The organism is Burkholderia sp. Ac-20365, assembly GCF_017104715.1.
Classification (GTDB): Bacteria; Pseudomonadota; Gammaproteobacteria; order Burkholderiales; family Burkholderiaceae; genus Paraburkholderia.
Map to the genome: position 1 here is coordinate 366,396 of NZ_JAAGPI010000004.1, position 25,949 is coordinate 392,344.

The window sequence follows — 25,949 nt, forward strand, 5'->3', positions numbered from 1 at the left end:
CTCGTTGCGGAAAACTCCCAGCGTGCCCGTCGAACGGCGTGGCTGGCGCCCAGACTCGCGAGTTACCCGGTGACTTCGCGGGGCGTTCACTTCCTGGTCGACGCGCGCGCGGCCAGCATGCCTCCGATCGCTCCTCCCAGATGGCTTTGCCACGACACCCCGGGCGTGAGGGGCAGAGCGCCGACGAGTAGGCTCAGACCGTAGGCGCCTGCGACGAACAATGCGACAAGAACCGACAATACATCGCGGGTGTAGATGCCGCGAGCTATCAGATAGCCCGCGTAGCCGAACACCAGCCCGCTCGCGCCGATATGCACCGTGTACGGTGCGCCAAGCAGCCACGCGCACAAACCTGCGCCAATGAGGCCTCCGAAAGTGGCCTGCCAGAAGTTAGCAATACGGGGCCATGTGCACAGCCAGCCGAGGACGAGCAGGCCGCTGGAATTGGCCAGGATATGGCGCAGATTGGCGTGGAGCCACGGTGCGAACAGAATGCCTTGTAAGCCGCTGACGGTTCGCGGCACGATTCCGTGACTTTGCAGGTGGAGGAACGGAAGGGCGGTGGACAGGAAGAAAGAAGCCCACATCGAGCCAACGAAGATCGCCAGCACTACGACGCGCGCCTTGAGTTGGGCGCTCAGCGCATTCGTTCTGTTTGAGATGGTTGAAAACAGGGCTGGCCTCATCGGGTAGCAGTGTTCAGGATAATGTGGTGACGCGAGGATTTCTATCGAACCCGCTTTCACCTCGGCCGCGGTGCACGCACGACCCACTGGCAGACCGAAAAGATCCCGGCGACATCCGCATACTGCGCGTCCAGCTTTTGCCGGGCGTCCGTGCGCTTCGCGTCGAAGACGTTAAAAGCTTCGTCGCGAGCACGCTTCAGGGTGTCACATTCAGTGCGTTGACGCACCCTCAAACCTTCCAGTTGTTCCTGCAACGCGGCGATCTGCGCATCGATGCTCTCGCGCTCTGCCGCGTGCTCCTTGAGTCTGCGCTCAACCGCATCGTACGCGGCGCGCGATGCATGGTGCTCGGGAGTGCGCTCGAGATTTCCATCGAGCGATTGCCGGGCAGCATGGTACGCCCGGCGGCGCGCACTGAAGGCGTGGTCACGAACCTTCTGCGCGGCCTTGCTGGCAGATTTCTGCTCATCCGACAGTTTCTTGCCCATCCTTCTGACCTCGATGATTGCTGCGTCTGTTTGCGATTTTGCCTGCGCTTGCCTCGTGAGTCACGAAGGGCCAGCGACTGCTGATTCGAGCATCGCCGGGTCGCCGGGAAGCTCGAGAACTGAAAGCTGGTTCGGGGAAATTCGTACGTCCGGCGAGTTGAGGTTCAAGAGTTCGTCCGCGGCGACCTGCGCGATTGATCGAATACGGGAAACGATACCTCACGACTCGAAAGACGCAACCTGGCCCGGTCGAGCGTTGCCGCGCGGATTCGCAACACGGATCTCGGCGGGAAATAAGCGCCAGGAAGCAAAAATCCCGCCGCACCGGTGAAGGCGCGGCGGGATTCGCCTGCAGCTAACCGGACCCGGTTACCAGCGGTACTGCACGCCAGCCTGGATGCCGTAGTCGGCGGAGTGCTCGGCAACTTCACCCACAACCTTGCCGTAGAGAGTCGTTGACTTCGTTACCTTCACCGAGCCGCCCAGAGTCAGACGCGCCACATCGCGCTCCGACGGGGTGGAGAACGCCTGCCACGTCTGACCAGGCGCGGCGCGGAACGCAGCCGTCACCGCGTGGTCGCCACCGTTCAGACGGTGTTCCCACGACAGGTCGACCGAAATCGTCGCGGGCTTGCCGAACAGGCTCTGCTGGTGGCTTTCGAAGCGCGCGCCCAGCACGCTCGACAGGGCGTTATACGAGGCGTTGCCGACGTCAAGCGCAATGACGTCACCACTTTCGCTGAAACCTTCCTGCGTGTAGTGGGCGGCGCGCAGCCCGGCATACGGCTTCACGCTGCCCGCGTTGGTCTTCAGGTCCAGCCCGGCCTCGAGGTACAGCGTCTCGGCGAGCGTGTTGAAGGAACCATCGGCCCTGTACGTCGTATCGCCCGTCGTCACCTTACGATGGCCGTTCGTGTTCCAGTAGCCGAAGCCCACTTCGCCCATCACGTACGCGGCCGTCGTCTTCGGCATCCAGGCACCGTAGAGGATCGACTGCACGCCGTTGACATGGCTGTTTGCATCGCGCGAGTTGAACGTGACGTCGTCGTTGTTGAACGACACCGCAACACCTGCCCGGGAGGACGCACCCAGCGCCTGGTCGTAGCCGATCGCAAGTTGAGCAGAGTTGTCCTGCCAGCCGCTTGCGCCCGTACTCGGATCGCCCGACACAGAATCATGCTGGCCAGCAGCTGAGGCCCACAGGTTCTTGCCGTGATCGATGCCATTTGCGCTGACACGCTGCGCGACGAGATCCTGCACCTGCGCCGCGCGGTTCATTGCGATCTGGGTCGCGACCGCGACCTCGTCACCGCTCAGACTGTTGAGCAACGCTTCGGCCTGCTCGCGCGAAGATGCGAAAAGCGTCGACGTCAACGGGTTGCCGCCTGCCGCGTAGATGCCGGTCAACGCGCGCGCCACGCCGTTCGTGTTCGAGCCTGCGCCGGGAAGCTCGAAGCCCTGACCGTCGAACGTGCTGTTCGTCTTCATCTGGAGCGTAATCTGGCCAACGTCGTACGAGACGGACGGTGTGAGGTAAGCGAGGTTCGATGCGATCGAACTGAACTGGCCCGTCACGGAACCGGTGTAAGTCACGAGTGCATAGCGCGAGGAGGGCGAATACGCCCCGTTCTCGGCCATGACAGCGAGCGTCGTGCCCTGAGCGATGCTGACGTTGCCGGCGACGTTGAGCGAGCCAGCCTTGGCAGGCGACACCGACACCTGGTAGGTCGAACCCGACTCGAATGCGACGTTGCCATTGACGTGCAGCGCGGCGCCCGGCGTATTGGCAAAGAGGGTGCTGCCTGTCGTGACGGTGAGATCGGACCCGATCGTACCGGTGCCCGCGATCTTCGATGCGGTCGCAACGAGTCGCTGCAGGACACCATCCACGATCACCGTACCGGACGTAACCGTGGTCGTCGTGCCGGAGCCGCCAGCTTCAATCTGCTGCTCACCGCCAGCGAGCACGGTCGTATCCCGAGCTTCGCCTCCCGAGTGCACGATCTGCGAACCGGCAACCGTCGCTGACACGGCGACGCCCGTCGCGTCGACCGTCTGCAGGCCACCTGCCAGCACCGCCGCGTTGTCTGCTTCGCCGCCGAAAGCCACTTCCTGCCAGCCGCCCGAGCTGATCTTCGCGTTGTAGGAGTAGCCTTCCGTTACGCCGTCGACATACTGCACGCCGCCTGCATTGATGATTGCGTTGTACGACGCGCCGCCCCCGTAAACCGCCTCTGTGCCGCCGGACGAGACAACAGTGTTGGAGGTGACGCCACCCGACGAAACGCTCTGGATCGCACCCGATGCGAGGACAGTATCAACAGCCACGCCGCCGGAATTGACCGTTTGACGACCCCCGCTCGATACCGTGGTCGAACTGGCCCTTACGCCGTCCTGAAGGATCTGCGTGCCGCCCGCGCTAACCACGGTGTTACTGGCATAGCCCCCGCTTTGAACGAGTTGCGTGCCGCCTGAGTTGACGGTCGTATCGAACGACGTGCCACCGGAGTGAATGATCTGCAATCCGGAGTAATTGACCGTGGTGTGACTCGTCACGCCGGACGCATAGACGTTTTCAACGCCTCCGCTGCCCACAATCGTGCCGCTCGCCGTGCCGCTCGCGAGAACGGCCAGCGTGCCGCCGTTTTCAAGCACGACGCTCGATGCGAGGTGGTTGTGGATGGAGAAGGGCGCCGATGCGCCGCCCGACACATACGTGCCAGCGACCTCCTGGTTCGTCGTGAGATGCACGATACCGCCAGCGTGCTGCGTGATGCCCGTCGCCGTGCCACCGTCATTGACGGTCAATGCGCCATTGCTGGTAAGGGTCGTGCCCGTTGCTGAACCACCCGATTGCACCGTCAGCGCGCCGCCGGAATTGACGAGCGTGTTACTGGCATTTCCAGCCGGGTTGACCGAGAGACTTCCGCCATTTTCCAGCACGACATCACTTGCATTGCCACCGCCGATCGTGAACGTGCTCGACGTACCAGCAGAGACATAGGTCCCCGTAACATTGGAATCGGTAGAGCCGACGATCGCGCCACCCGCGCTTTGCGTAACGCCCATAGCCGTGCCGCCGCTTGAGACGTTGATCGAACCGCCGCTCGACACGACGGTTCCCGAAGCAACGCCGCCCGAAGCAACCGTCTGGCTCCCTGCCGCATCGATCTCCGTCCCCGACGCTATGCCGCCCGATGAGATGATCTGGTTGCCGCCACTCAGGACGTTGCCACCCGTCGCCGTGCCGCCTGCGCTGATCGTCTGCGTGCCGCCACTGATAGTCGCATTCGTCGCTTCGCCGCCGGACAGGACGTTTTGGGAACCAAGGGTGTCGACGATGGTGCCGACCGCAAGACCGCCGCTGCCGATATTTTGTGAACCGCCCGTATCCACGACAGTGCCGATGGTCGTGCCGTTGGAGGTCACAGTCTGCGCGCCGCCAGCGTTCACGGTCGTACCGAAGGAAGTTCCCCCGGAGACATTTTGGTTGCCGCCCGCGTTGACGACACTGCCGCTCGTCTGGCCGCCCGAGCCGACGGCTTCCGTGCCGCCGTTCAGGATGGTGCCCGTTGCGGAGCCCGCGTTGCCGACGGCTTGGAGTCCGCCTGCGCTCACTGTCGAAGAGATAGCATTGCCACCGGACGAAACCGTTTCATTGCCGCCACCGAGGACCGTGGTGTCGACGCTGGAACCCGACGCGATCACATTGAGCGCGCCACCGGAGCTCACCAGGGAGCCAGAGACGACGCCACCGGACACCGTCTGAACGCCACCCGACTGGACGGCCGCGCTGTTTGCCTGTCCACCGCTTCCAACTATCTGCGCTCCGCCCTTTCCGATGACGCTACCTTCGGCATCGCCACCGCTTGACACGACCTGACTGCCGCCCGATCCAATCACGGTGCCGACAGTCGTGCCCGACGTCACCGTTTGCTGGCCTCCCGACGAGACGGTCGCGCCACTCGTGACAGCCCCGGACAGAACGTTCTGATTACCGCCCGACGCGATAACCGTTGAGCTGACGTTCGCCCCGGAAGACACGTTTTGGGTGCCACCACTGGAGACGACAGCAGAGATCGACGTGCCGCCCGATGCAACGTTCTGGGTGCCACCCGATGAGACAACTGTCGACGTCGCACTGCCTCCGGATTGAACATTCTCCGTTCCGCCCGCGTTGACGACCGTCCCACTCGTCTGTCCGCCGTTGAGCACATCCTGCGTGCCGCTGGAGTTCACGATCGTACCGACGGCGGAGCCACCGGACGATACGGACTGCGTACCACCTGACGACACGAATGTGCCGCTGGCAACGCCGCCCGAGAGGACATCTTGCGTGCCGCCCGAAAGGGTGGTCCCCGTCGCCGTGCCGCCAGAAGATACGGACTGCAGACCGCCTGAATTCACCGTCGTGCCGGTGGTAGTCCCGCCTGCAGCGACTGTTTCCACGCCGCCCCCGTTGACGGTAGAACTGGTAGTCGAGCCACCAGACACGATCTCGGTGCCACCGGAATTGACCACCGTACCAGTCGTTGCGCCGCCCGAAGACACAATCTGCACGCCGCCTGAACTGATCACCGTGCCACCGCCGCCACCTGGGCCGGTGAGGGGAGACGAAATGTTGCCGGTGACCACGCCGCCGGCCGACACAAGTTGGACGCCGCCCGCGTACACCGTTGTCGCAACAGCACTCCCACCAGCGAGAACCATTTGGGTACCGCCTGACGCGAGGGCAGCGGAATATGACTTACCCCCGGTCATGATGGTTTGTGATCCACCCGAGAGTATGACCGTGTTGCTGGCCACGCCGCCCGAGGAAATGTTCTGCTTGCCGCCGCTGTTGAGTGTCGTGGCAAGCGCAACGCCGCCGGCGCTCACAACCTGAGTGCCACCGCTGCTGACGTTCGCCGACACCGCCGACCCGCCGTAGGCCAGAACCTGCGTGCCCTTTTCGAGGATGGTCGCGTTGTAGTCGACGTTGGCCCCGGTGCTTCCCAGGTTTGCGCCATTGACGTATTCGGTACCGGCGCCACCAATCAGGCCGCTGCTGGTGTGCTGGATGTTGCCGCCGATGGTCACATCCCGCGCCACAGCGTTGTCCCAGGCGTCCATCTCGAGAACACCCCCGTTCTCGATAACCAGACCGCTAATAACGCCGTTGCCCATTGAGAATGTTTTGGACGTGCCATCGCTGGCGACGTAAGTTCCCGACAGAATATTTCCGCTGGTGGAACTCTTCGCGCCGACGATACTCAAGCGCGCGCCCGCACTCACCGTAATGCCGGTTACTTTCGCGCCGGATTGACCGACAGTCGGCGTAGACATCAAGAGCGCGCCGCCTTTTTGAATGACGCCGCCACTGACAACGCCGCCATTGGTGACCTGCAGGTTACCACCGCTATTGGCAATGCTACCGACAGTGGTTGGCCCGCTCATAACCGTGACGTTGTCCAGTTGCCCGGTACCCGACACGTTGATCTGGTCGCCTGGCTGGATAGTCGAGTTGGTCTGTGTGCCCGTGCTTACGGTGGTGGTGGTCGCCCCGGCCGGTGCCGTCATGAGGGCGCTTTGCAGGATAAGTGCCGACATCAGCATCCTGATGAGGCGCGGGATACCCGCCCTGCGCAGACCAAATCTGTGGACGCAGAACTTGCGCCGGTACGTCAAACGTTTCATCTAATACTCCAGGAAGGACCTGATCTCGGTGGGGGTGAAAACGGGGGTAGGGAGTACTCTGCTGGGGCGGTCCGCACGCACGGAAAATTGCCCGGTCGCGTGCGAAGGGCTCCCGGGCGACTATCGCGGCGGGAGCCCTTCGGGCATCCAAGTTGACTGTCACTGCGGCGCGGCGGGCGCCGTCTGATCAGGAAAGCCAGGTATCGACCTGATAGCCCGCTTGACCTGCTCGGGCGTGATGAGGCGTGTGCATTCAAACTGCTGGTTGGTGCCTTTCTTCCGCGGACACCAGTTGTAGTCGTGGTGGTCGAAAAGCACCTTTGGGTCGTTCCAGCACGAATTACATGCGTGATAATTGGTAATCCGGAATTTCGTCTCGAATTCGTTGGTTGGGTGCGTGAACCCGGAGATCAAGACGACGGGAACCCCCGTCGCCCACGCCAGCCAGGACAGACCACTGGACAGACCGATGAAGAAATCGGCGTGCTTGATCCATCGAGCCCGCTCCGAGAGCGGGCGATTGCCCGTTTCGTCTTCGCAGCCGTGCGGGATCTGGTTGAACACAATCTGGCCGCCGGCGGCGCGCTGGTCGATGCAGATCACGCGATAGCCCGCGCTCTTGAGGTATTTGATGACCTCACGCCAGCCGTCGGGGTTGTTCCAGTACTTGCATTGCGTCGACGCCTGCGTCGCTATGACGACATAGCGTTCTGCAATGGGGCGGGAGTCGTCTTCGATATGCAGAAGCGGTCGTTCTTCCTCTGTATCCACATCGAGGATGTACGCGGCCGTCTTGTGAAGGCCAACCATCCGGAAATCAGACGGCTGATGGTTGCGTTCCTCATCCGTGAAGAAGAGGCCGACGCGGTAGGTGGCGTAAAAGTCCTGAGTGTTCACTTCCGCAGGCTCGCGGAAGTCGATTTCGGGGTACATGGGCTTGAAGAGCGGAATGATCGGCTTGGCCATGACGACCGTGAGCTTGCATTGATGCTTGCGCGCGAACTTCACGGCATAGGGGAACCAGCCGACCGTGTCGCCCAACGTGCCGACAGGAAATTCGACCATCACATTGCGACCCTTCAGGTCCATCGTGTGTCTGAAGACTTCGCCGGTATTCTCATTCGCGACTTCGATCTCGAAGGGAATGAAGTATTTCTTGACGCTCGATACCGCCACGGGCCCCGCAGCGGCTGTGATGGGTACCTCGTAGACAGTGACGTCCGCCTCCACGTCGCGGAGGGTGACCTTCCACTGGCCGCCCTGGGGAACCGTTACCCGGCAGCCGTCGTTAAAGTCGTACCGGACACCCCAATTCGCTTCCTGCGTCGGTACGGGTGCGGGCGCAACGAAATCGAATGCGCCTTTGACGGGAGCTGCAGCAGACGGCGCCGGGGCCGCGCTCATCGCGTCCTTCGCTCGCGCGACATCAATCGAAACTACCGTGTCGATATCGATTGCGTCGGCGTTTTGTACCGCCTTGAGTTGGGGGGCATTCATATGCAAGATCCTTCGGCGTGAAGTTCGAAAAGCGGCCATTGCACTCAGATCGCGCGGACGTTGTGCTCGTTAAGGCGGGGGCGGCTTTGGCGTTATCGCGGCTGGGGAGTCAGACGCGACCTTTCACGAAAGTCTAGGGACCGGGTGAACCGAAATCGGTCTGAAAAACGCCGGGTGGGCGCGATCATTCGATTTCGCATAAGCAGGCGTGAAATCGCCGGGAGGGTTGTCACGTAAAAGCGGCGGCGAGCCGGCCGTATGACACCGCTCGCACAATCGATGGCACTCCGCACGAAATGAATGATTTGCTCCGGTCAGTCGCATTCCGACCCGTTTTCGAGCGGTGCTCTGGCATGCTGTCTATCAAGGCTCTGCAAGGCCCGAGCTACGTTTGTTGAACTACCGGAGGAAACTTGATCGGACTGAAAGCGGACCCTACGACCCTTCGCCCGGGGCAATATCTCGATCCACGGATCGGCGGGAGCCGGGCGGATGTTGGCCTCGTGACTGGAATAGATCCGGCACAGGGTGATGGCAGAGTCAGAGATGCGCTCCGAGCCTCCATGCGCGGACAGAAGGTCGCCCATCACCGCGCCCAGATGCGGCGTGCGAAGCTGGGTGTTGTCGTCGATCTTCGAAGGCGCGGGGTTCCTGCTTATCTCGACGACAGCGGACGGCACATCCATCTCACGGCACATGGTGCCTTCGCCAGCATCAAGGCCGGATTGCAGGCATACAGCTATTCGCACTATCTGGGCGAGCCACGTTTTCGGATCCAGCGATGGCTTCATGTGACCGCGAAGGCGCTCAATGACTGCCTGATTCGAAACAGGGCTGCAACGCTCGACGATGTGCGCGGCGAACTCTGCATTCTCATTGCCAGCGTTGCGCCACTCGGGAACATCGCGCTGGGACAGAAGTGGAGGACAGTTGCGATACCGACACCCAGCGGTCTCTTCACGGGGCACTTCACGCCAGAGGACGGATTGCGCCTCGACGGCTACCTGAAGATGGGCAGCGGGGCGCGACTCGCTGAAGAATGGTTTGTCTTCCACGCGGGATTCCCGCTGTGCGCGGAAGATGCGCAGATTCGCAGCGTTGCTGAAGCTCTCGAATATCGAGAGGACCGCTTGATCCCCTGGCTGGAGACTCGGGCTGCCGACATTGGAGTATTCGCTCCCGGCTCCGGTTCACCAGAGCGCCAATCCCGAGTGGTCTGGGAAACCTTCGTCGCGCCCTTCGAGGAGGAGGAGTTTGTCGCGGGTGAATGGCTCAATGAACGCGTCGAGGATGCTGTTACGGACAGTCAGGCAGAGTCTGGCGCCGAGCCTGTCGGTATCCGTCAGGAGTCTTCTGAGGGCGGCTTGCCCTCGAGTCCCTGAAGACGTTGCGGCGCAGCGCGCCCTTGAGGTCGTTGCGCTGTCCGGTCTCGGGTGCCCGAAAAAAAAGAAAGGCCCGGGTCTGTCTGAGAGACAGAACCCGGGCCTTGTTTTCTGGATCGACGAATCGATCCGGCAGTTTTCAACGCAGCGTTTTGCCGGGTTTAAGCCCAGGCTGACGGGAGTCGAAAAAGCTTTTCACAAGATCGCGCGATGCGGCGAGCATCGCCTTTTCAGCTGCAAGAAACGACTCATATAGGCGTGAACGTCGAGCGTCGTTTTCCTGTGCGGCCGTAGCGACAAAGTCCAGGGTCCCGAAGAAGTCCTCGTAGATCCAGTCACTCGTTAGCGGCAGCAGGGCTACGTGATCAGCAACGAAATGTCCGGTTGCTTCAGGAAGCGTCGCGCCTTTGATGTAGATCGAGGGCACGCTCAGGATCAGGCCTTGGTGCGCCCGCAGCAGATCCTCATCAAGTTTCGATGTTCCATAGGCAACCAGGACATATACCTTCCCCTCGAAGTGAAGCGCATCGGTTACTGCAAGGCAGTAGTGGGGCTTCATTCCGGGAAGGTGCGGTGCGTCGTCGTAGGGAAACCGGCACTTGAGCATCACGCCTCGCTTGATCCGCGAGGCATCCATGCTCAGGTCCTTACGTTACGCGCCTTTCAGGCGGGATTTCGCGTCGGCCTCGTCCAGCACGCGACGAGTTTCTGCGGTGTTTTCGCGTTCAGCCAGTTCGATGCGCTCGAGGAACCCCGGCATTGCTTCGACGGGTACACCCGAGTCGACAAAGCCCGTCGTACCGGCATCGGTAACGACTTTCTGGACATGGCGTCCATTGGCAGCGGTGAACGTGGAGATTTTCGTCATAACCCAATCATACACCGGTCGGGCGGCGCGCAAGAGCGCGTCGGTTCGATCGGCGATTTGATCAGACAGTGCCGGCCACAAAGGATGCCGGGCGGATTTCGGTTTCATGCAGTCTCCCCTGATGCCTGTAAAGGCAGAAAAAAAGGGGCGCTGCAGCTGGAGCATTGGCCAGCAGCTGCGGTAAGACACCGGGTCTTAGCGAAACTGTTGGGCAGGCGTTCACGTGATGCCAGATGACTGGCGCGCGACTATTGTACGGTTTGCGAGGGGATACCGCATAGTGCGGTATCCCTCGTTGCTAGTTCATTGGCGTCATGCTGCGCGGCTGGCTGCCCATCTCCGCTCGGTTGCCGCCCTTCGCGCATCGGCAACCTCGACCGTCTTGACGATCACGGCTGCTGCCGCGTTGAGCAGGGAGAACAGGTTTGCGCTTCGCTCTCCTCGTTCAAGGCTGAAATAGACACTGGTGTAGCGGCCATCGCTCTCGAGCCCGACGATCTCGCCGGGAATCGCCAGCGTCGAATTCGCGCTCGAACCTCCCGAAGTGACCTCCACCTCGACGAGATGATCGGCAGCGCGGATTCCGACGCGGACATGGTGCCTGTCGCTGATCCAGCCATCGAGTCTCGGCGTGCCATCCCTGAGTGTCGTGTCGAAGGGTGGCTTTCCGGCAAGTGCCCGGGTGCCGATAAAGGACAGCAGCCGTGTCACGACTTCCTTTACTGCGGGCGTTTGGCCCATTCCCCAAAGGTCATCAGGCGTAAAAGCTCCGGGGTGATGTTTCAGACTCATCGGTTTCTCCTCTTCTATGCCACGGTTTGTGGCGTGCGAAAGCGAGGAGACGCGCTCTGCCAGCGGTCCGTAGTGAACAGCGCGCTGGCACAGCGTAGGCAATGGAAGGGGGAGACGCCGCCGCTCCTGTGAGGAAGAGAGGGCGTACCCATCGAAACCTTCTAGTGACCGTTAGCCTTGCGATACTCGGCTACGATCTGATGGGGCTTGAGCCCCAGTCTGAAAAGCGATTCAAGCCAGGCATCCAGAGTCGGGGAATAGCTGATTCCAGCATCCTCGAGGTAGTTGGCTGCGGTGTCGATAAACTCTTCCAGTTCCATAAATTTCTCCTTCTGCCGCCATCGATGGCGCGACATCTCCGAATACAGTTAAACGCATTCTACCGGCGCAGTCGGCGCGCGAATGTCAGTGGAGTGGATCTCAAGTGGCCGGAAGCAGTTGCATCGGGTCAAAGACGTCGAGTTTTCCACTGTCCAACTGGACGACGACCCCGTAACCGCGAGCGTGCTTCACGCCGATTGTTGCGACGCCAGAGCCGCGCTGGCCAGTGCGCTTGTCCCCTGCGGCAACGACGTAACGGGGTGCCTGCTCGAGGAACTCAACTTCGACGAAGCGTGCGATCAGTTCGGCCTTGGCAAGTTTCTGCTTGTCGCTGGTGGCTGCTTTCATGGTGTGTCCTTTTGCCAGATATGGCGTGGGTAAGAAGGACGTCCGGGACTTACCGGAAAGCGCCGTGCCGACGCGCTCTGATAAGTCCGGCACGCTGCGCCTCCTGTTCAGGGGAGGGCAGCGCCGGATGATTGCTGGTTGGTCAGGCCGTTACGGCTTCGGGCGCAGGTGCGACTTCGATCAGTTCCACGTGTCCTGCATTCGTGTAGACATGAGGGGTGAGGTAACCGCCGCCTTGCGCCGCGGCCGTGCCGGTGCGTATCGCAAGTCGATAGCATCCTCCGCTGGTACGGTCGGCTGCTACGAGCATCCCTTCGACGACGCCGACGGAAAGTCTGTCGCCGAGGTCGTAGGGTGTGAACCGCACTTGCTGGCCGAGAAGCTGCTGGTCAGCAAAATCCAGTTGCTCGAACGGCTTGCGGCGCCCGAGCCCGAGTTCAGTGAAGTAGAACGCCCGCACGACATAGTCAACTTCGATCGACGCGGGTGTCGGCGGCTGTCGGACGCCTTCCAGGCTCTGCCAGACCTCCATGAGCGCGGTGTACGGATCAAGCGCCCCGCGCACCGACACAATCTCCATCGGCTCGTTCTTTCCTTCGGCCGCGGCATCGCTGCAGGGCAGCACCGCTAGAGCGCGATTCCTGAATGCGATCAGGAGCTCGAGCACGCGATCGACGTCTGCGACGAGGCTCTTGCCGGCGCCGACTTTCAGCGCATCGTTCCAGTTCCCCAGAAGTTCGGAGACCGCGGCCTGTGCTGCATGACCTGCGAGTTCCGTGGGGAACAGGGAGTGCTCATGGCCGGTCGAGCCAAGCGTTCGAAGCTGACTGATCAGCGGCATGTCCGCCGATACGTTCGCGGAAGCTGGCGCTATTGCTTGAATGTTCATCGTTTTCACTCCTCATGCTCGATCGTGAGCGTCAATAAAGAAGTGAGTGGAGCGCACTCTGCTGATAGCTTGAGATCAGCGCAGCGTACTCGGCAGGAAGCAGCGGACCTCCGTGCTGGAGATCCGCGTGCGGTTTCCTTGGGTCAGGTGTTGTCTGCGGTCGCGATCCAGCCGGCGGGGCCGTACTGGGCGTCCAGCTGATCGATGCTCAGGCGATGGCCATTGTCGCGGCAGTCACCGTTGAATTCCAGCGGATGGAAGTGGTTGCAGCTTCCGCATTCGACGACTTCTGCAAGCTTTGCAGCACCGACGGCGGTGGGATGATTTGCGTGCTTCATTGGCTCTCCTTGTTGCTCGTTGTTGAGCTGTGGACAAAGGAGAGAGCGGTATGCGCTCGGATGAAATTCGCCTTTCAGCGAAGCGCACAGCGTGATGGACGGACGTTCGTCGACTTGAGATTTGATGCCATTCGATGGCTGGACGTGATTTTGCACCGTTCAATGATCCGCTGCAAGCAGCCAAATCCGGTTCCAGCGTGAAAGTCGCCTCTACTTGCCGTGGCAATGAAACTTGCGTTGCGAAAAACGCATGCGATCCTTTCTTCATGTTCTGCCATGACATGAGGTCGTCACTTGCATACGCAGCCTTATCACCGATATCCGATCACGATGGTGCGGCTGATCAGTCCGGAAGGTGGCCGGTCGTCGATCGACGAGATGGTCGTGGCGGCTCTTCGGGCGCACAGAAAAGAGTGCTGGTCACTGCAGACGCGCGATCAGTTGCATCGGCTCCTATTGCGAGGCGTGATCGCGACACTGCGGCGTGGGTCGCTTGTTGCAAGGCCGTACGCCTTGCGGTACGGCTACATGGTAGTCGCGTACGCCACACTGGTTCAGCCTGATGGTTCTGTGGAAGACGTCAGGTATCAAGCATCGAGCGATGAGTATGAGCTGGTTGTGGGTGGCAGCGTGCACGTGCCGGCGGAAACAGTCGAAGAGATGCGCGCCTCGTCCGCCGGCGACACGGCGGGTGTTCCCACCGCGCTGCGAACGGCGATCGCTGCAGGGCGACAGGTATCGGCGCCGGAGTGGGCGAACGGAGCAGCGACACTGGTCGTTGACGGCGGCTGGTGCTCAGCAACCCTCGAGCGCGATGGAATGGTGCGCGTTACTTCCTTCTCGAGGTCAGCCTGTCCCGCGGGTTCACAGCGCGTGAGTGGCGGGGAAGGGCATCGCGCTCCGACATGGGGTACCTAAAAAGCCGCTCGTCTTCCGCGTGCATTCCGTGACTGTGGCGTGATCGCTCGGCTGAGAATGCTGAAATAGTGGGGCGGTCGGTCCGCCCCGGTAGATCTGCACGCGAGGACACATCGATGGAATTGGGCAAGCTGCATCAGGCGGGCGGGATTTTCGGAGCCTTCAAGGCGGTTCGCGCCGCAAGGCGAAATGCACGACAGATGGAGGAGGTGCGGCGACTGGCCCTGACGCGGGGCTCGACGGGAGGGTTGATAAAGCGCATCGACGAAAACCGCGAGCTTCTGGCGTTCTTGCAGCAAGAGTGTCCCGACGTGCTAGCGAAGAACTGGTGGGTGGAGGGTTGGATCCGCATGAACGACGAATTCTTCACCCAGTTGCAGGCAGCCCTCGAAATCGCACCGCGTCGCTTCGGCGACTATCCCCGACCGTGGCCCGGAAAAGCAGTCAGCGGACTGTCCTGAAGCGCGCCGGATTGACGAGCTGTCGACAGTGCCTGTCGGCTATTAGGAAATCGGACGATCCTGCAAACGAAAAAGCCCGATAACTCGGGGGTTTCGCCTCTCGGGTGGTCTCACCGTGATACCAGGGGTTAGACGGACGAGGAAGCTGTCTAGCCGTCATTCAAACACTGTAGGAGGAAGAATGCAGCAAGCCATCGAACAACGGATCCGCTCGGCCTGGGTAGGCGCACGCTACGTCGCCTTCTACGCCAAGTGGAGCTTCATCCAGTTTTTCGTGATTCCTGCGGTCACAGGGTGCCTGCTTCTCGCGATGTCGAGCGGTTTCTCGTTCGCGAGTCTTTCGCGAGACGCCTATCAGATCGTCGCGCAGTATCAGCAGTTGCCTGCGGCGCCCGATGGAACGTTGAACGTGCGAGCTTGCATTGACGGGGAGCGGGCGGCGCGCGACGGCAAATTGCGGCCGCCGCAACTTTGCAAGCACTTCGCAACCCGACAGGAAAGCATTGATGTGCTGGCCGAACAGACCGCGTCGTATCTCTGGTATGCCTACCTGACAATCGTGATTGTCGGCTTGGGGGCGGTGTGGACCTTCGGTATCTTCGCGAGCAGCTGGCGCGCTCTCCAGTGTTCTCTCGCTGAGGTGCGCAACGATAAAGGGGCGTTAGCGACTGCCGCCTGATGCGGCGATAGGCCGGCGTGCCCCGGCCTATTAGTCTGCGCGCGGCGCCCCGAGCGCTTCAGATCAGGCTGCAGCGCGGCTCATCAACCGGTCCTGCACTGTGCGACGCTTTGCCTTGGGATGGCTACCGGGAAGCGCCATGTGAGCGAAGTTTGCGCTGATGAAAGCTGCCGCCCATGGTGGGCTCACGCTGTTGCCGCACATGTGAATCTGTTGGGTCTTTGTGAAGATCCGCCCGTCGTGCCCTTTATCGATGATGTAATTCTCCGGAAAGCCCTGAGCGTTGTACAAGGCGCGAGGCTCAAGCATACGAAGCTGTACGTCGACAATCACGTACACGTTGCCGCCGACGGTGACAGTAACAGGTTCACCCTCCGGGGTATTGGTCGCGACACCGTGCTGTCTAAGGAACGAAGCGACACGAAGCGCGCCTTCTTCATGATCCGGTGAAAGATGACACTCGACGAGCGCATGGTGTTGCCCGCCAGCGCTGATCGTGTGCAGAGGTTCCCGAAGATCGCGCGCGTCGCAGTTCCCGCGCAGGTGCGCGAGGTGTGCGGTGATCAACTGCTGTTGTGATCCTTTATTAGTTATACTTGACATGGGGCGGCGCAGATCATGTCCCGGAACGCCCCGAACATCGTTGAAGCCACCGTTCATCTGGGCAAGATAGGCCGTGGCGATAGCGTGTTTGGCTCCTCCGGCTACGACAGTCCCCAGCGGTTGGCGAATGTCGAGCGCACGCGGCGCCTGGCCATCGCGCTCGCCATAGCCCATCTGAATGAGAACCGGTGCGGCGGCGGCTGAAGGCCCGCCGATGCCGGAACCGGAAACTGCACGGAAAGGCTCGCGAAGGCCGCTATAGAGGCGCACATTGCCTTGCTCGAGACCCGGGACGATGAACGGATCCTCGCTTTTGAGAACAAATCGGTCTATGCCGACCGCTATGCGACGTAGGGTCGCTGCAGCGAGTTCCTTCTTGCGCCCGAAGATGCTTCGCGAGGGGATTGTGAAATCGATGCACTCGGCTGCCGTGCGGAGCGCCTGCTGACCCTTCGTGGGGCTCGTGGAATGGCTCGCTTCAGGCCACACAATGTCGGCGCCGTCGCAACGCGCTATCATCAAAAGGCGCTCACGAGTGGTCCGTGCGCCGTAGTCGCATGCGCGGGTTACGCGCCACTCGACTTTGTACCCCATACCGCGAAGGAGGGCGACGAAGCGCTTCCACGTCCTGCCGAGCCTCTTCCGGTCAGGGACGAGGTACTGCTGCTGGACAGGCACGTGCTCCCTGGGACCTGCGATCGAACCGTCGATCTTGATGACCCGTCCGGTAGCTGGATCGCGCTTTGCGACAAGTCTTGTCCACGTTTGGATCTGGGCCACGTTCTCGAGGCTAATGCCCTCGGGCCTCACGGTGCCCGCCCAGTGGAGTACGACCCAGGAAAGGGCGCGAATCCTGTGGTCGCGAGGTTGCCCGGCTTTCGCCTGACTGAAATGGGTGCAGTCGGGGCTCGCATGTAACAGCCCCACGCGACGCCCACGAGTTGCTGTGTAGGGGCACACCTCTCGGACGTCGGCGATCAGATGTTCGGTCTGCGGATGGTTCGCCTGATGCATGCTGAGAGCGTGCGGATTGTGATTAATCGCGAGTTCTGCGTGGCGATTGAGTGCCATCTCAATACCTTCTGACATTCCGCCGCCCCCGGCGAACAGGTCGCAGACAATAGACGGCTCGATATCGAGGATGAACTGATCGCGTTGCATATTGAGGTCTCTCTCGCAGAAGAATGCTGATTGCGTCACTGGCGCGGGTATCGACACGAAGGTTGTGATCGCATCGTCTTGTCACATCAGTGTCGCGTGCGAGTACCCAAACGCAAGTCGGCGGCGGTGGAGCACAGAAGTGCGTCGGGCCGATTCAATGGTCGGGAGGAGGATCAACGGCGAGCCGCTATGGCTGGCTGCTGTTAGGTAGGGGCAGAGTTGAAGCCGGGGCGGCGTGGCCGCTGCCCCGGTGGCGCCATCATGCTGCGTGGAGGCGAGGGTAAGCGAGTGACATCGGAGGCACGTTCTGCTCTCTCGCGCCGAGTTGCGCTTCCGTCGTCGATCGGCCGTGAATAGCCAGGGCGACATCACGCATGCCTCCGTGGCGCATTAGTGGCGTCAGGAGGCCGATCGGGAAGTCGCTGAACTGCTTGGCGACAACAACAAGCCGGACGCCTGTCGCGCAGAGGCGCGCGAGGGTCGTTTCGTGGTCGCGGAGCAGGGATCGCGGCACCTCGTCGAGCACGATGGCGGTCGCGGCCGGCGCGTGGCGGACCGCATCGTCAAAGATAAGGTCGGTCGAGCAATGGTCGAAGATATAGACGTGGGTGCGTCGTTGGGCGTAGTGGAGAGCGAGATCGCTTTTTCCGCTGCCAGCAGGCCCGGTGATCAGGACGTTGTTCACTGTGAAGTGTCCGGTTGTCATGCGGCACCAGGCTGGCCAGCAATATGGGTAACGACGTTGCAATCCTGCGCCATGGGGAGAAGCTAAACGAGACGGCGCGGACGAATGCCCGGTAGTGCTCAGGTTACGCGCGCCGCCAGGTGACTTTCGCGGGAAAGCGACAGTCCCTTGCACAACATTCGTTTTCTCCGATGTTCGAGTGTTGCCCACCGGCAATAGGCCGAATAGAATGTCGACAGCCGCTAAAACGGCATCAATATTGCCGGTCACGTGATCGGCCTTATCTTACAAGCCCGCTGTGGCGAGCACGACGCTCACCAGAGCTGCGCTTCGGCTCTCTCCTTTTTCGTCGCCCCTTCTAGGGCAAAAAGGAGACCCCATGAATTCAAATGCATTGCGCTATCGCACGGCCGGTTGGGAACGGGCGCGTGTCGCTCACAATCGTGTCCGACCGGATTTCGCGCGGCACATGCGGCGTATCGCTGCTCCCGTTCAGATTGCCTATCAGCGATTGATGTCGACCTACGCGGGATCCCCGGTGGGCATCGAATGCAGGTTGGGCGACCGTCGACAATGGTGTTTTATCGTGGAAGAAATGTCCTCCGCGGAGGACAAGTGGCGAATCCAGTTTTTCGATGAAGATGGTTTTGTCGGCCACGGTTGCGAGAAGACCCTCGAAAAGGCTGTCGAACGCATCGTGCAGGAGGGGTATCGGACGATCGATCCCGGGGCACTGGACCGGATCGCGTCGACGCCACGTTGGGCTCGCGGCGTGAAGGTCGCCACGATCCGGCAGAAGCATCAGGAAGGTCTCATCGACTTCCAGCAGATGTGCACAGAAATGAAAGCGCTAGCTGCTGTTTAGCATCCAACCGATCCTGATTCTGAATCGGCAGTGACTGAGCGTATGTGTACGTACGCCTGAACTTTCAAGGAAAAAAAAGCCGACCACGGATGTGGTCGGCCAAACTACAGTGTGCTGGATTCCGAGGGTTGGTTGTTCCATCACCACGCGACCGATGAAGACCGCGCTGAACGAATTGTCGATTGTTTAGCAAAGCCCCTCGTAGCTGAAAAGCACCCCGTAATCACTGACATTTCCTTTTTGCCTTCCTGTGAGCGCTTCTTGAGTGCTCACCAGAGGACGCCCACTCTCCCGCATTTCAAACGCCCGTTCTGGGCAAACAGGAGAGGTTAATCATGAGCGAGCAAAAAAACGGGGCTATGCTGGAGATCGTCTGGAAAGAGGACGACGGCGCGCTCGTCGCGACGATGGGTGCATATACGATTGGCCGCGTCGGACGCTTCAAAGCGCGTCCGCGCAGCGCTCCCGATGCCTTTGAGGTCTATCTCTCGCATTCTGAAGCCCGCATGGGAGAGCGATGTGTCGTCGTGGAATCCGTCGCGACTGAGGCGCTAGGCAAATCCCGCCTCATAGAGATGGCGCGCGCGGCAATCGCGAGTGGAACTCCGAGCGACGTGCTGGCGGTGGTGACTGGCAGGTGGCCCGAGCGAAAGTTCAAGCCTGGCGACGTGGTCTGCTGGACAAACGACTACGGTGTGAAATGGCACGGCAGACGTGTGGTCGGCGTGGAAAATCCGGATCGCTTTAGCCATCGGTACTACGTGGAGCCGAACGACGCGCCGTGGATGTATGTACGGGAGCAGAACATGGAGCTCGAGACGCTGGATCGGGCCGCACTTGAAACTGTTCGTGGCAATGATGGCGGTTTGCAACGCCATTGCGCGCAGCATTTGAGCTACCTGTCCGACATTTCCGCTGCTATTTCCGAGCAGGGCGCGTCTCAGGGCGGCCGCGGGCCCCAATCATAAACTCTGTCCGTGATGAACGCACCGCCGCACCTGAAAGGGTGTGCCGGTGAGTTTCATCGGCGGCGGAGGCGTCGATCACAGTTTGTTTGGGCATGCGCGTCATATCCAAACACGTTGGATCTCTCCCGGTTTCTAACGCTCGCATTGAGCACTATGTGGAGAACTGGTCATGAAACTTGCAACTGTCAACACGGAAACCTCGCGCGTTCTCATGGCTTCGGACGCAAAGAATGCCGCGGACATCGGCCGTGGCTACGCGCTCGCGATGGTGCTGGGCATCCGCACGGGCGACGACTTTGACTCTGTCGGCGTTGATGCGATTGACGAATGGGCTCGTGAGGCCTATGCGTTGGGAGCTCTCGCTGGACCGGGCGGCAGTGTGCCGGAGGTCTTCAAGGGCACCCGGCTCGCGTCTGAGTGGCTCGCGGGCCAGGCACACAGCGAGGAAGAGGGTGCGCACGAAGTGTTTTCGGAAGAAGCGATGCAGGACCGTATGTTCGAAACGCCGATCTGCTTGCCGACTTTCCCAGCCGCACTGCATTGAAAGCGTTCGGCATTCCACTCACGCATGCGAACGCAAGCATGGCTTGCATGCGAAATTCATCAACCCTGGCGGGGCTTGTCCCCGCAGGGGGCGAGCATCGCTTATTTGCAGGAAGCAAAATGTCGAAAATCGAAAGCAACCACGCCGCAACGCAGGGTACGGAAAGAAGACTGCCGCAGAACCAGATCAGTTTTGAAAGCCTGGCCATCGGTGAGCAATTCTTCGACGGCGAAAGCGGCGAATATTGGGAAAAAGTGTCTGCGACGGAAGGTGAACTTCGCTCAGGTAGCAATCATGGCGCCGATTCGAATCGCAGTGCATTTCGTTCGGACGAGATGGTTGAGCGAGGCGGGAAAGTGCAGCAAACCATGTCTTTCGAGGACTGGGTTGCTGGCGTTGAACGCGAAGTTGGCTCGGACGTGGACGGTGAAAGCTATCGTCAGTTCTACGATCACGGGCTATCGCCGTCCGAGGCGGTGCTTCAGGACCGTCAGGGCGACGGTGTGCTGATCGGGAAACTGCCGGAGACCCTGTACACGACAATTAACGGCAAGATGTCTGCGGAGGAAGCGGCGGACTCGCTGGTCTCCCATGCGAGCAAGATCGCCGACGCAATCAAGAGACGCGACAACTGCTTCTTCGAGAAACGGGTAACCAGCATCAATGCATTGCTGGACCTTCTGGCTCAATATGTTCAACAAGAGCGACAGGCAGAACCGTCGTCGAACTGATTGAAGCGCGCCGGTAGCCAGGTGTGATCCATTAACTCGCAACACCCGCCCGCCACGTCCTCTCACGAGGTCCTGGCGGGCTTCTTTTTTTTTCGCACGTTCGGGGAAACTTTTCGCTTCGCGACCACACAAAAACCGTATCTTAAGAAGTCGTCGTCACCCACGGAAGGATCCGGAAACTCCGAAAAAAAGCCCCGGCTCCCTGCTCGTCAGGGGGACCGGGGCTTTCCTCTTTTTTGGGCTCACCCGTTACGTGACACTCGTGAGTGGCCGGGTGTTCAGTGGCTCGGGTGCGTGGCGCAGCACGGGCACGACCGGGCAGGCGCGCGAACATCCAACGTCAGTTTGTCGGTATCCGCGATCTGCAGGCTCTTCACCGCCTCGACGGGTAGATTTTCAGCGGCGGCGCGGCGAGAGAACCAAGACCAGAAGCCTGGGTGACCTGCAGCAGCGCTGAGCGAATGTTCGTCGACATATTGCCGGCAGACCGGCGGATTGCGGAAAACCTTGTATTCATCCCGGCCGTCCGAGCCCGTGTAATAGGCGATGACCCGGTACGCGCTGCGACGCAGACTCGCATTCGGGATCTCGCGCGATTCCCACTCGCGAAACTCAACCGGGTCCAGCGAGCGACCAGCGGCCGTACGGAGGAAGCGGATGCTGATCGCGCCGGCGTCGCTCTCGAACTGCTCGCGCGAGAGGATGGTGACCAGACGGGCGGAACTGGCGGCGCGCTCACGCTGATCGATGGCGACAACGGCGACGATGAAGCACTGGGCTGCCTTGTCGAGAATCAGATGGTAGGAACGGTTTCGCTTGCTATAAGGCAGGATGACCGCCTCGCGTGTGGCAACGAGTTCGCGGACCCGGCTTACAGGGAGGCTCGACAGCTCGCGCGTGCGCTCGCCGGCCAGCAGCCCCATCATGACATCGCGACCGCAGGCCGAAAGTTGGGCGGCGACTTTGTTCTGGTTCACGGAATGCAGCATCGACATGGTTAGCTCCTTGGGAATGTCTGATTGACGTTTGAAGGTCTCCATCCTCTCCCGAGTCCTCCGGAATGCAAGTCGATGGTCGAGCGGCAAAAGTCGTCAGCACGGAGCGCGTCATTTCCCACCGAGCAAGATGATTGGGCGACTACGATCCGGTGGACGCTCGATCTAATCGGGATTTCCGGAACCCTTCACAACGTCAGACGTCTGCTTACGGAGCATCAAGTGAAAAAAATCTTTGCTTTGCTGGCCCTAATCGGCGCTGTCACCGCCACCGCCCATGCATCAAGCCCTCCCGATCTCCTCAGGCAGCTCAAGGCCGCAGGCATTCAGGCGACGGCTGTCGAGCCCGGCCCTGTCGCAGGCCTCTACACGGTCGTCATCCCCAAGGGCATCCTCTACGTCGACGCGGCGGGCGAGCACGTTTTTAACGGTACGGTCTTTGACCTGAAGACGCATAAAAACCTGACGGAGGCGGCAGTAATTGCCCACACGCCGTCAATCGATTTTGCGGCGCTCCCTTTGCAGGACGCGATCGTGACTGTGAAGGGGAATGGCAAGCGACGCATCGTCGTGTTTAGCGATCCCGATTGCCCGTATTGCAAGCGGCTGGAGAATGAGACCATGCCAGCGTTGAGCGACGTCACGATCTATACGTTCCTCGTGCCATTTCATCCCGACGCGCCGCGTAAGGCACGCGAGATCTGGTGTGCACCGGACCGCGCGAAGGCGTGGACCCAGTGGATGCACGAGGGGAAATTGCCGGGAGTTGCAACAGCATGCGATACGCCTTTAGAGCGCAATATCGCGATGGCGGAGAGGTTCGAACTGAGTGGGACGCCGATGCTGGTGTTCACAGACGGCTCCCGCCTGACTGGAAGCGCAGCCGCGACGGTCGTCGAGGAGAAACTGCGTGCGGCAAAGCAGGCCACGGAGTGAGGTAGGGGGGGCGGGGAGAAGGAGGGAGCCCCACGCGGGGCTTCCAGCGCCGTGATGGAACCGGCCGACGGAAGTCAAATGATCTGAAGTGCTGCCGCCCGGCACAACAGTGTGTGCTTACGCTTTAAGGCTTCGCGCTCAGAAGAGGGCGCAGAAACCGCATGCGGCACGGCGACCTCATGCGGCCAACTCAATCGGAATATTCCAGCCGAGGAATACCGCTCGCCCTGGCGCCGCGCTGACCCCGTGAGGCTTGCGGTCGTCGAAGATGAACCATTCGCCAGCTTTGGGTTTATGCCGGACCTTCCCCTGGCGGAACGTGAGGTCATCGTTGTGAAGCACGACCATCAGGACCAGGCCTTCGTCGTCCGTGTGCATGTCGGTACTCGCCGCGGCGACGAGAAGCTCCTGCCGTCGGGTGTTTTGTACCTCCGCCCGGCGGTATCCCAGCGGCCCGATATCGGGTAGCCATGTGGCTCCGTATCGCTTGGCCCACCCTGGAATCGAATATGTCTCAACGTCGTCGCCCGCGAAATCGTTCGCTTCTGCGGCTGAATAGAACTCGTTGGCGAGAGCAGCCGAGTGCCGGACGATATGATCCGGATGCAATCTGACCTTGGATCGCACCGAGCGGTATGCCACCGGGCAATGACCTGTGAGGGGAGCAGGCGCGGCGGCCGTGTGTCTGGGCGTTCTGAATCATTCTTGTAGGGTCCTGACGTGATGCGTACCACCTGGTCGAAGCACGTCAGTTCGAGTGTTGGCGACCGGAGCAGGTTAAGCCTGGACGTTACCCGGTCAAGGTCAGACTTGGGTTTGCCCTTCGAGTATTGCGATTTTGGGATTCACGTCCGCCGTGACAGATGGCGAACCCATCATACGCACGCGACGTGCATCGAGCGCTGCGATGATTTTGTCCTGCGAGCGACGCGGCTCCGCCGATTGCGTGATGTGACGCGAAGGCCGAAGAATCGGGTAGTCGGATGCGGCATCGGAGTCCCTTCCGCCCGCGACCTTAAGCCACGCAAGGGGCTCGTAGAGCGGGTAGCGAAGCCATTCTGAGAGGTCATCGCGATCCAGGGGGTCGTCCCAAAGGATCGCGTCGACCTCGTCCCACTCGAGCAACAGATCCACAAGTTCTTCGAGAATAGGGTTCGCGAGGCACAGTTCGATCTCGGCGTACCCACGATGCACGAGGCACTCAGGTGTGACGACGATACCCGCGTGTTTTCTCACAAGATCCTTCGCCCAGTCCACGCGTGCCCCGAATTCCTCGAAGTATGCCGCACACGCATACCTACCTGAGCGTGTTTGGCCGCGCCGGCCGACGCTTTTCTCTGTGAAGTACAGATTGCGTGTCAGCCATCGAAGGGTCCGGCGAGAGTAGACTTTCACCGTGCGGGTGGAGGTAGCTTGCGCAGCTTCCGACTCCTTTAGAGGGGACATCTTCAGTGGGACGCGAGATGCCCTGATCCGATTGAATTCCTGCTCGAAGATGCGAACGAGCATGTCTCGGCAATCTCGCCCGACATCAGCAAGGACGTTTTGGCTGAGGGCGCTGTACCACAGGAGGAAGGATTCGATCCGACGGAGCTGGACGCGTCGGACGCGATCTTGCACAGCCGGTAGACCGGCGTTGGTCTCCAGGTACCATCCAGAGTTTTCAGCGTTCTCCGTTGCCCGTGGCATGAATCGCGGCACGCGCTGTCGGGACGTATCGTCCAGCGCAAGCAGGTTGGCGTGCTCGGTTCCGAAAAAGGTCGCCAGCGTAAGTCTGGTTTGGGCGGTAAGGTCAGCGCAGACGGACGCCGCGATAGCGACGTACCAATCGAGAAACTCGAGGATCGAAGCGATCTGGTGGAGTCGAGCGTCGACCTCTTCCCCAACGATTGCAGGGAGCGCAACATCATCAATAGCGAAGTCGAGGCGAATGGGATTCGGCATGGTGGACTTAGGTCTCGCTGTGTTTGTGATAAGGCTATCTGCGGCCGGCTTGACTCGTGGGAGGAAAAGTCCGTGGCAGTGGCCCAACATTCCTGGGGCCGACGGTCAAGGTCGGAGGAGGACGGTCGAAAGCGGTCCACGTCCGACTGTCCGAAGGCTAGCTGATGGCACCGCTGCGGCCAGCATGTCCGCGGTCGCGGCGCGCCTTGAGGGCGGTGATGACGCCCTCGGCGGTTTCTTCGGGGACCGGTTCGCCCATGCGTATATGCGCGGAAGGGCGGAGTATGGGCGTCCTCGACATCCCGACGGGCTCGCCGAGTCTCATCCACGCCAACGGTTCCATGACTGATTTCGCGATCCATGCCGATACGCCCGTCTGGTCGTCACGATCGACACCATTGTCACGAAGTACAACATCGAGAGCGTCCCACTCGAGCAGGATAGTGATGATCTCTTCCATCAGCGGTTCTGACAGGTTCAGCTCGATCGACGCATAGCCACGGTGAGCCACGCATTCCGGCGACACACCGATACCGGCATGTGAGCGGATCGCGTCCTTTGCCCAGTCAACGCGTGCACCGAGTTCGTCAAGCCATGACGCATAGCGGCCGCGCCCGTCATCGTCCAACAGGCTGCGCGACGTGACTCTCTCGGTGAAATACAGGTTTCGTGTGATCCAACGGATGGTACGTCGCGAATAGACCTTAATCACTCTCGGGGATCCGCTCCGCCGATTGCCGTTGCCGGGCACCTGCAGATCCACCGTGGATTTCTTCAGCCGACGAGCCTCCCGGTCAAAGAGTGTCAGGAGCGAAATGGTGCAATCGGCTCCGAGGTCGTCCACTACTTCGTCGGGCAGGTTGCCATACCAGTGGAAAAATGCGCCGATGCCGCCAAGCTGAGCGGTCGCGAGCTCCCTGCCAAGTGTCGAACTCGCGCCACCCACTACGTACCTGTAGGCGAAAGGGCGCGAGCCTCGTGCCCGCGCTCGCAAAGTTGCGCCTTCGCTTCCAAAGATAGTGGCGAGATTCATCCTCGTCTGCACGGATATTCCGGCGAAAGCAGAAGACGGCAACTGCTCGTACGACTTGATAAACTCGGCGATCGTCTCGATCGCTTCCTGTCTGGACGGAGGCTCAGTAGCGGGGACCAATACCCCTTTTCGCAGATGGAA

General features: G+C 60.8%; 25 protein-coding genes. 8 read left to right on the forward strand and 17 right to left on the reverse strand.

Annotated elements, in window-relative coordinates:
* Window positions 1-86: 86 nt before the first annotated feature.
* From G3O01_RS10730 to G3O01_RS10745, 4 genes are all read right to left on the reverse strand, one after another.
* Window positions 87-746: a rhomboid family intramembrane serine protease gene (locus G3O01_RS10730; RefSeq protein WP_346779165.1), complete on the reverse strand. Its 660-nt coding sequence runs from the start codon at window positions 744-746 to the stop codon at window positions 87-89.
* Window positions 743-1,174, reverse strand: coding sequence for a hypothetical protein (locus G3O01_RS10735; protein ID WP_205804600.1), 432 nt, complete (start codon window positions 1,172-1,174; stop codon window positions 743-745). Before G3O01_RS10735 ends, G3O01_RS10730 begins: the two co-directional genes overlap by 4 nt.
* 369 nt (window positions 1,175-1,543) lie before the next feature.
* The gene (locus G3O01_RS10740) at window positions 1,544-6,850 is read right to left on the reverse strand and encodes an AIDA repeat-containing protein (RefSeq protein WP_205804601.1); all 5,307 of its coding nucleotides are present in this window, start codon (window positions 6,848-6,850) and stop codon (window positions 1,544-1,546) included.
* A gap of 159 nt (window positions 6,851-7,009) precedes the next feature.
* The gene (locus tag G3O01_RS10745; RefSeq protein WP_205804602.1) at window positions 7,010-8,347 is read right to left on the reverse strand and encodes an autotransporter strand-loop-strand O-heptosyltransferase; all 1,338 of its coding nucleotides are present in this window, start codon (window positions 8,345-8,347) and stop codon (window positions 7,010-7,012) included.
* Between the two features lie 563 nt (window positions 8,348-8,910).
* Between G3O01_RS10745 and G3O01_RS10750 the strand changes: the two genes are divergently transcribed.
* A complete protein-coding gene (locus G3O01_RS10750) occupies window positions 8,911-9,729 on the forward strand; it encodes a hypothetical protein (RefSeq protein WP_205804603.1) in 819 nt (272 codons plus the stop codon).
* Between the two features lie 139 nt (window positions 9,730-9,868).
* Here G3O01_RS10750 and G3O01_RS10755 read toward each other — a convergent pair whose 3' ends face one another.
* From G3O01_RS10755 to G3O01_RS10785, 7 genes are all read right to left on the reverse strand, one after another.
* Window positions 9,869-10,366, reverse strand: coding sequence for a hypothetical protein (locus tag G3O01_RS10755; protein ID WP_205804604.1), 498 nt, complete (start codon window positions 10,364-10,366; stop codon window positions 9,869-9,871).
* A 15-nt stretch (window positions 10,367-10,381) separates the two neighbouring features.
* Window positions 10,382-10,705 carry a hypothetical protein gene (locus G3O01_RS10760; RefSeq protein ID WP_205804605.1) on the reverse strand — a complete coding sequence of 108 codons (324 nt, stop codon included), beginning with the start codon at window positions 10,703-10,705 and terminating at the stop codon, window positions 10,382-10,384.
* A 204-nt stretch (window positions 10,706-10,909) separates the two neighbouring features.
* The gene (locus G3O01_RS10765; protein ID WP_205804606.1) at window positions 10,910-11,389 is read right to left on the reverse strand and encodes a hypothetical protein; all 480 of its coding nucleotides are present in this window, start codon (window positions 11,387-11,389) and stop codon (window positions 10,910-10,912) included.
* Between the two features lie 161 nt (window positions 11,390-11,550).
* The gene (locus G3O01_RS10770; protein WP_205804607.1) at window positions 11,551-11,709 is read right to left on the reverse strand and encodes a hypothetical protein; all 159 of its coding nucleotides are present in this window, start codon (window positions 11,707-11,709) and stop codon (window positions 11,551-11,553) included.
* 100 nt (window positions 11,710-11,809) lie between these two features.
* Window positions 11,810-12,058 carry a hypothetical protein gene (locus tag G3O01_RS10775; RefSeq protein ID WP_205804608.1) on the reverse strand — a complete coding sequence of 83 codons (249 nt, stop codon included), beginning with the start codon at window positions 12,056-12,058 and terminating at the stop codon, window positions 11,810-11,812.
* Window positions 12,059-12,200: 142 nt separating this feature from the next.
* A complete protein-coding gene (locus G3O01_RS10780; RefSeq protein ID WP_205804609.1) occupies window positions 12,201-12,956 on the reverse strand; it encodes a hypothetical protein in 756 nt (251 codons plus the stop codon).
* A gap of 134 nt (window positions 12,957-13,090) precedes the next feature.
* Window positions 13,091-13,441, reverse strand: a complete 351-nt coding sequence (locus tag G3O01_RS10785) for a hypothetical protein (protein ID WP_205804610.1) — start codon at window positions 13,439-13,441, stop codon at window positions 13,091-13,093.
* Window positions 13,442-14,319: 878 nt separating this feature from the next.
* Between G3O01_RS10785 and G3O01_RS10790 the strand changes: the two genes are divergently transcribed.
* Entirely contained in the window at window positions 14,320-14,664 is a 345-nt protein-coding gene (locus G3O01_RS10790) for a hypothetical protein (RefSeq protein WP_205804611.1), read from the forward strand.
* A gap of 181 nt (window positions 14,665-14,845) precedes the next feature.
* Entirely contained in the window at window positions 14,846-15,343 is a 498-nt protein-coding gene (locus tag G3O01_RS10795) for a hypothetical protein (RefSeq protein ID WP_205804612.1), read from the forward strand.
* A 63-nt stretch (window positions 15,344-15,406) separates the two neighbouring features.
* Here the strand turns inward: G3O01_RS10795 and G3O01_RS10800 are convergent, their stop codons facing one another.
* The gene (locus tag G3O01_RS10800) at window positions 15,407-17,146 is read right to left on the reverse strand and encodes a DNA cytosine methyltransferase (protein ID WP_346779166.1); all 1,740 of its coding nucleotides are present in this window, start codon (window positions 17,144-17,146) and stop codon (window positions 15,407-15,409) included.
* A gap of 220 nt (window positions 17,147-17,366) precedes the next feature.
* Window positions 17,367-17,792: a hypothetical protein gene (locus tag G3O01_RS10805; protein ID WP_205804613.1), complete on the reverse strand. Its 426-nt coding sequence runs from the start codon at window positions 17,790-17,792 to the stop codon at window positions 17,367-17,369.
* Window positions 17,793-18,261: 469 nt separating this feature from the next.
* Here G3O01_RS10805 and G3O01_RS10810 point away from each other — a divergent pair, with 469 nt between their 5' ends.
* The 4 genes from G3O01_RS10810 to G3O01_RS10825 all read left to right on the forward strand — a co-directional run bounded on the left by G3O01_RS10810 (window position 18,262) and on the right by G3O01_RS10825 (window position 20,900).
* Window positions 18,262-18,657 (forward strand): hypothetical protein, encoded by a 396-nt coding sequence (locus tag G3O01_RS10810; RefSeq protein WP_241023823.1) that lies wholly within the window; start codon window positions 18,262-18,264, stop codon window positions 18,655-18,657.
* Window positions 18,658-18,992: 335 nt separating this feature from the next.
* Window positions 18,993-19,625: a hypothetical protein gene (locus G3O01_RS10815; RefSeq protein WP_205804615.1), complete on the forward strand. Its 633-nt coding sequence runs from the start codon at window positions 18,993-18,995 to the stop codon at window positions 19,623-19,625.
* 169 nt (window positions 19,626-19,794) lie between these two features.
* Window positions 19,795-20,169 carry a hypothetical protein gene (locus G3O01_RS10820; protein ID WP_205804616.1) on the forward strand — a complete coding sequence of 125 codons (375 nt, stop codon included), beginning with the start codon at window positions 19,795-19,797 and terminating at the stop codon, window positions 20,167-20,169.
* A 119-nt stretch (window positions 20,170-20,288) separates the two neighbouring features.
* The gene (locus G3O01_RS10825) at window positions 20,289-20,900 is read left to right on the forward strand and encodes a hypothetical protein (RefSeq protein ID WP_205804617.1); all 612 of its coding nucleotides are present in this window, start codon (window positions 20,289-20,291) and stop codon (window positions 20,898-20,900) included.
* A 278-nt stretch (window positions 20,901-21,178) separates the two neighbouring features.
* On the opposite strand, the gene G3O01_RS10830 is transcribed toward G3O01_RS10825, so the two are convergent.
* Window positions 21,179-21,940, reverse strand: coding sequence for a hypothetical protein (locus G3O01_RS10830; RefSeq protein WP_205804618.1), 762 nt, complete (start codon window positions 21,938-21,940; stop codon window positions 21,179-21,181).
* A gap of 177 nt (window positions 21,941-22,117) precedes the next feature.
* On the opposite strand from G3O01_RS10830, the gene G3O01_RS10835 reads away from it, so the two are divergent.
* Window positions 22,118-22,831, forward strand: coding sequence for a DsbC family protein (locus G3O01_RS10835; protein ID WP_205804619.1), 714 nt, complete (start codon window positions 22,118-22,120; stop codon window positions 22,829-22,831).
* A gap of 177 nt (window positions 22,832-23,008) precedes the next feature.
* Here the strand turns inward: G3O01_RS10835 and G3O01_RS10840 are convergent, their stop codons facing one another.
* The 3 genes from G3O01_RS10840 to G3O01_RS10850 all read right to left on the reverse strand — a co-directional run bounded on the left by G3O01_RS10840 (window position 23,009) and on the right by G3O01_RS10850 (window position 25,808).
* Window positions 23,009-23,473 carry a hypothetical protein gene (locus G3O01_RS10840; RefSeq protein WP_346779167.1) on the reverse strand — a complete coding sequence of 155 codons (465 nt, stop codon included), beginning with the start codon at window positions 23,471-23,473 and terminating at the stop codon, window positions 23,009-23,011.
* A 162-nt stretch (window positions 23,474-23,635) separates the two neighbouring features.
* Window positions 23,636-24,775 carry a hypothetical protein gene (locus G3O01_RS10845; RefSeq protein ID WP_205804620.1) on the reverse strand — a complete coding sequence of 380 codons (1,140 nt, stop codon included), beginning with the start codon at window positions 24,773-24,775 and terminating at the stop codon, window positions 23,636-23,638.
* A 157-nt stretch (window positions 24,776-24,932) separates the two neighbouring features.
* Entirely contained in the window at window positions 24,933-25,808 is an 876-nt protein-coding gene (locus tag G3O01_RS10850; protein ID WP_205804621.1) for a hypothetical protein, read from the reverse strand.
* Between the last annotated feature and the right edge of the window lie 141 nt (window positions 25,809-25,949).

Excerpts from the sequence above, each read along its gene's own strand:
- G3O01_RS10735 (WP_205804600.1), bottom strand. The coding sequence starts at position 1,174 with ATGGGCAAGAAACTGTCGGATGAGCAGAAATCTGCCAGCAAGGCCGCG.
- G3O01_RS10740 (WP_205804601.1), bottom strand. The coding sequence starts at position 6,850 with ATGAAACGTTTGACGTACCGGCGCAAGTTCTGCGTCCACAGATTTGGT.
- G3O01_RS10745 (WP_205804602.1), bottom strand. The coding sequence starts at position 8,347 with ATGAATGCCCCCCAACTCAAGGCGGTACAAAACGCCGACGCAATCGAT.
- G3O01_RS10750 (WP_205804603.1), top strand. The coding sequence starts at position 8,911 with ATGCGCGGACAGAAGGTCGCCCATCACCGCGCCCAGATGCGGCGTGCG.
- G3O01_RS10755 (WP_205804604.1), bottom strand. The coding sequence starts at position 10,366 with ATGGATGCCTCGCGGATCAAGCGAGGCGTGATGCTCAAGTGCCGGTTT.
- G3O01_RS10760 (WP_205804605.1), bottom strand. The coding sequence starts at position 10,705 with ATGAAACCGAAATCCGCCCGGCATCCTTTGTGGCCGGCACTGTCTGAT.
- G3O01_RS10765 (WP_205804606.1), bottom strand. The coding sequence starts at position 11,389 with ATGAGTCTGAAACATCACCCCGGAGCTTTTACGCCTGATGACCTTTGG.
- G3O01_RS10770 (WP_205804607.1), bottom strand. The coding sequence starts at position 11,709 with ATGGAACTGGAAGAGTTTATCGACACCGCAGCCAACTACCTCGAGGAT.
- G3O01_RS10775 (WP_205804608.1), bottom strand. The coding sequence starts at position 12,058 with ATGAAAGCAGCCACCAGCGACAAGCAGAAACTTGCCAAGGCCGAACTG.
- G3O01_RS10790 (WP_205804611.1), top strand. The coding sequence starts at position 14,320 with ATGGAATTGGGCAAGCTGCATCAGGCGGGCGGGATTTTCGGAGCCTTC.
- G3O01_RS10795 (WP_205804612.1), top strand. The coding sequence starts at position 14,846 with ATGCAGCAAGCCATCGAACAACGGATCCGCTCGGCCTGGGTAGGCGCA.
- G3O01_RS10810 (WP_241023823.1), top strand. The coding sequence starts at position 18,262 with ATGCGGCGTATCGCTGCTCCCGTTCAGATTGCCTATCAGCGATTGATG.
- G3O01_RS10815 (WP_205804615.1), top strand. The coding sequence starts at position 18,993 with ATGAGCGAGCAAAAAAACGGGGCTATGCTGGAGATCGTCTGGAAAGAG.
- G3O01_RS10820 (WP_205804616.1), top strand. The coding sequence starts at position 19,795 with ATGAAACTTGCAACTGTCAACACGGAAACCTCGCGCGTTCTCATGGCT.
- G3O01_RS10825 (WP_205804617.1), top strand. The coding sequence starts at position 20,289 with ATGTCGAAAATCGAAAGCAACCACGCCGCAACGCAGGGTACGGAAAGA.
- G3O01_RS10830 (WP_205804618.1), bottom strand. The coding sequence starts at position 21,940 with ATGGAGACCTTCAAACGTCAATCAGACATTCCCAAGGAGCTAACCATG.
- G3O01_RS10845 (WP_205804620.1), bottom strand. The coding sequence starts at position 24,775 with ATGCCGAATCCCATTCGCCTCGACTTCGCTATTGATGATGTTGCGCTC.
- G3O01_RS10850 (WP_205804621.1), bottom strand. The coding sequence starts at position 25,808 with ATGAATCTCGCCACTATCTTTGGAAGCGAAGGCGCAACTTTGCGAGCG.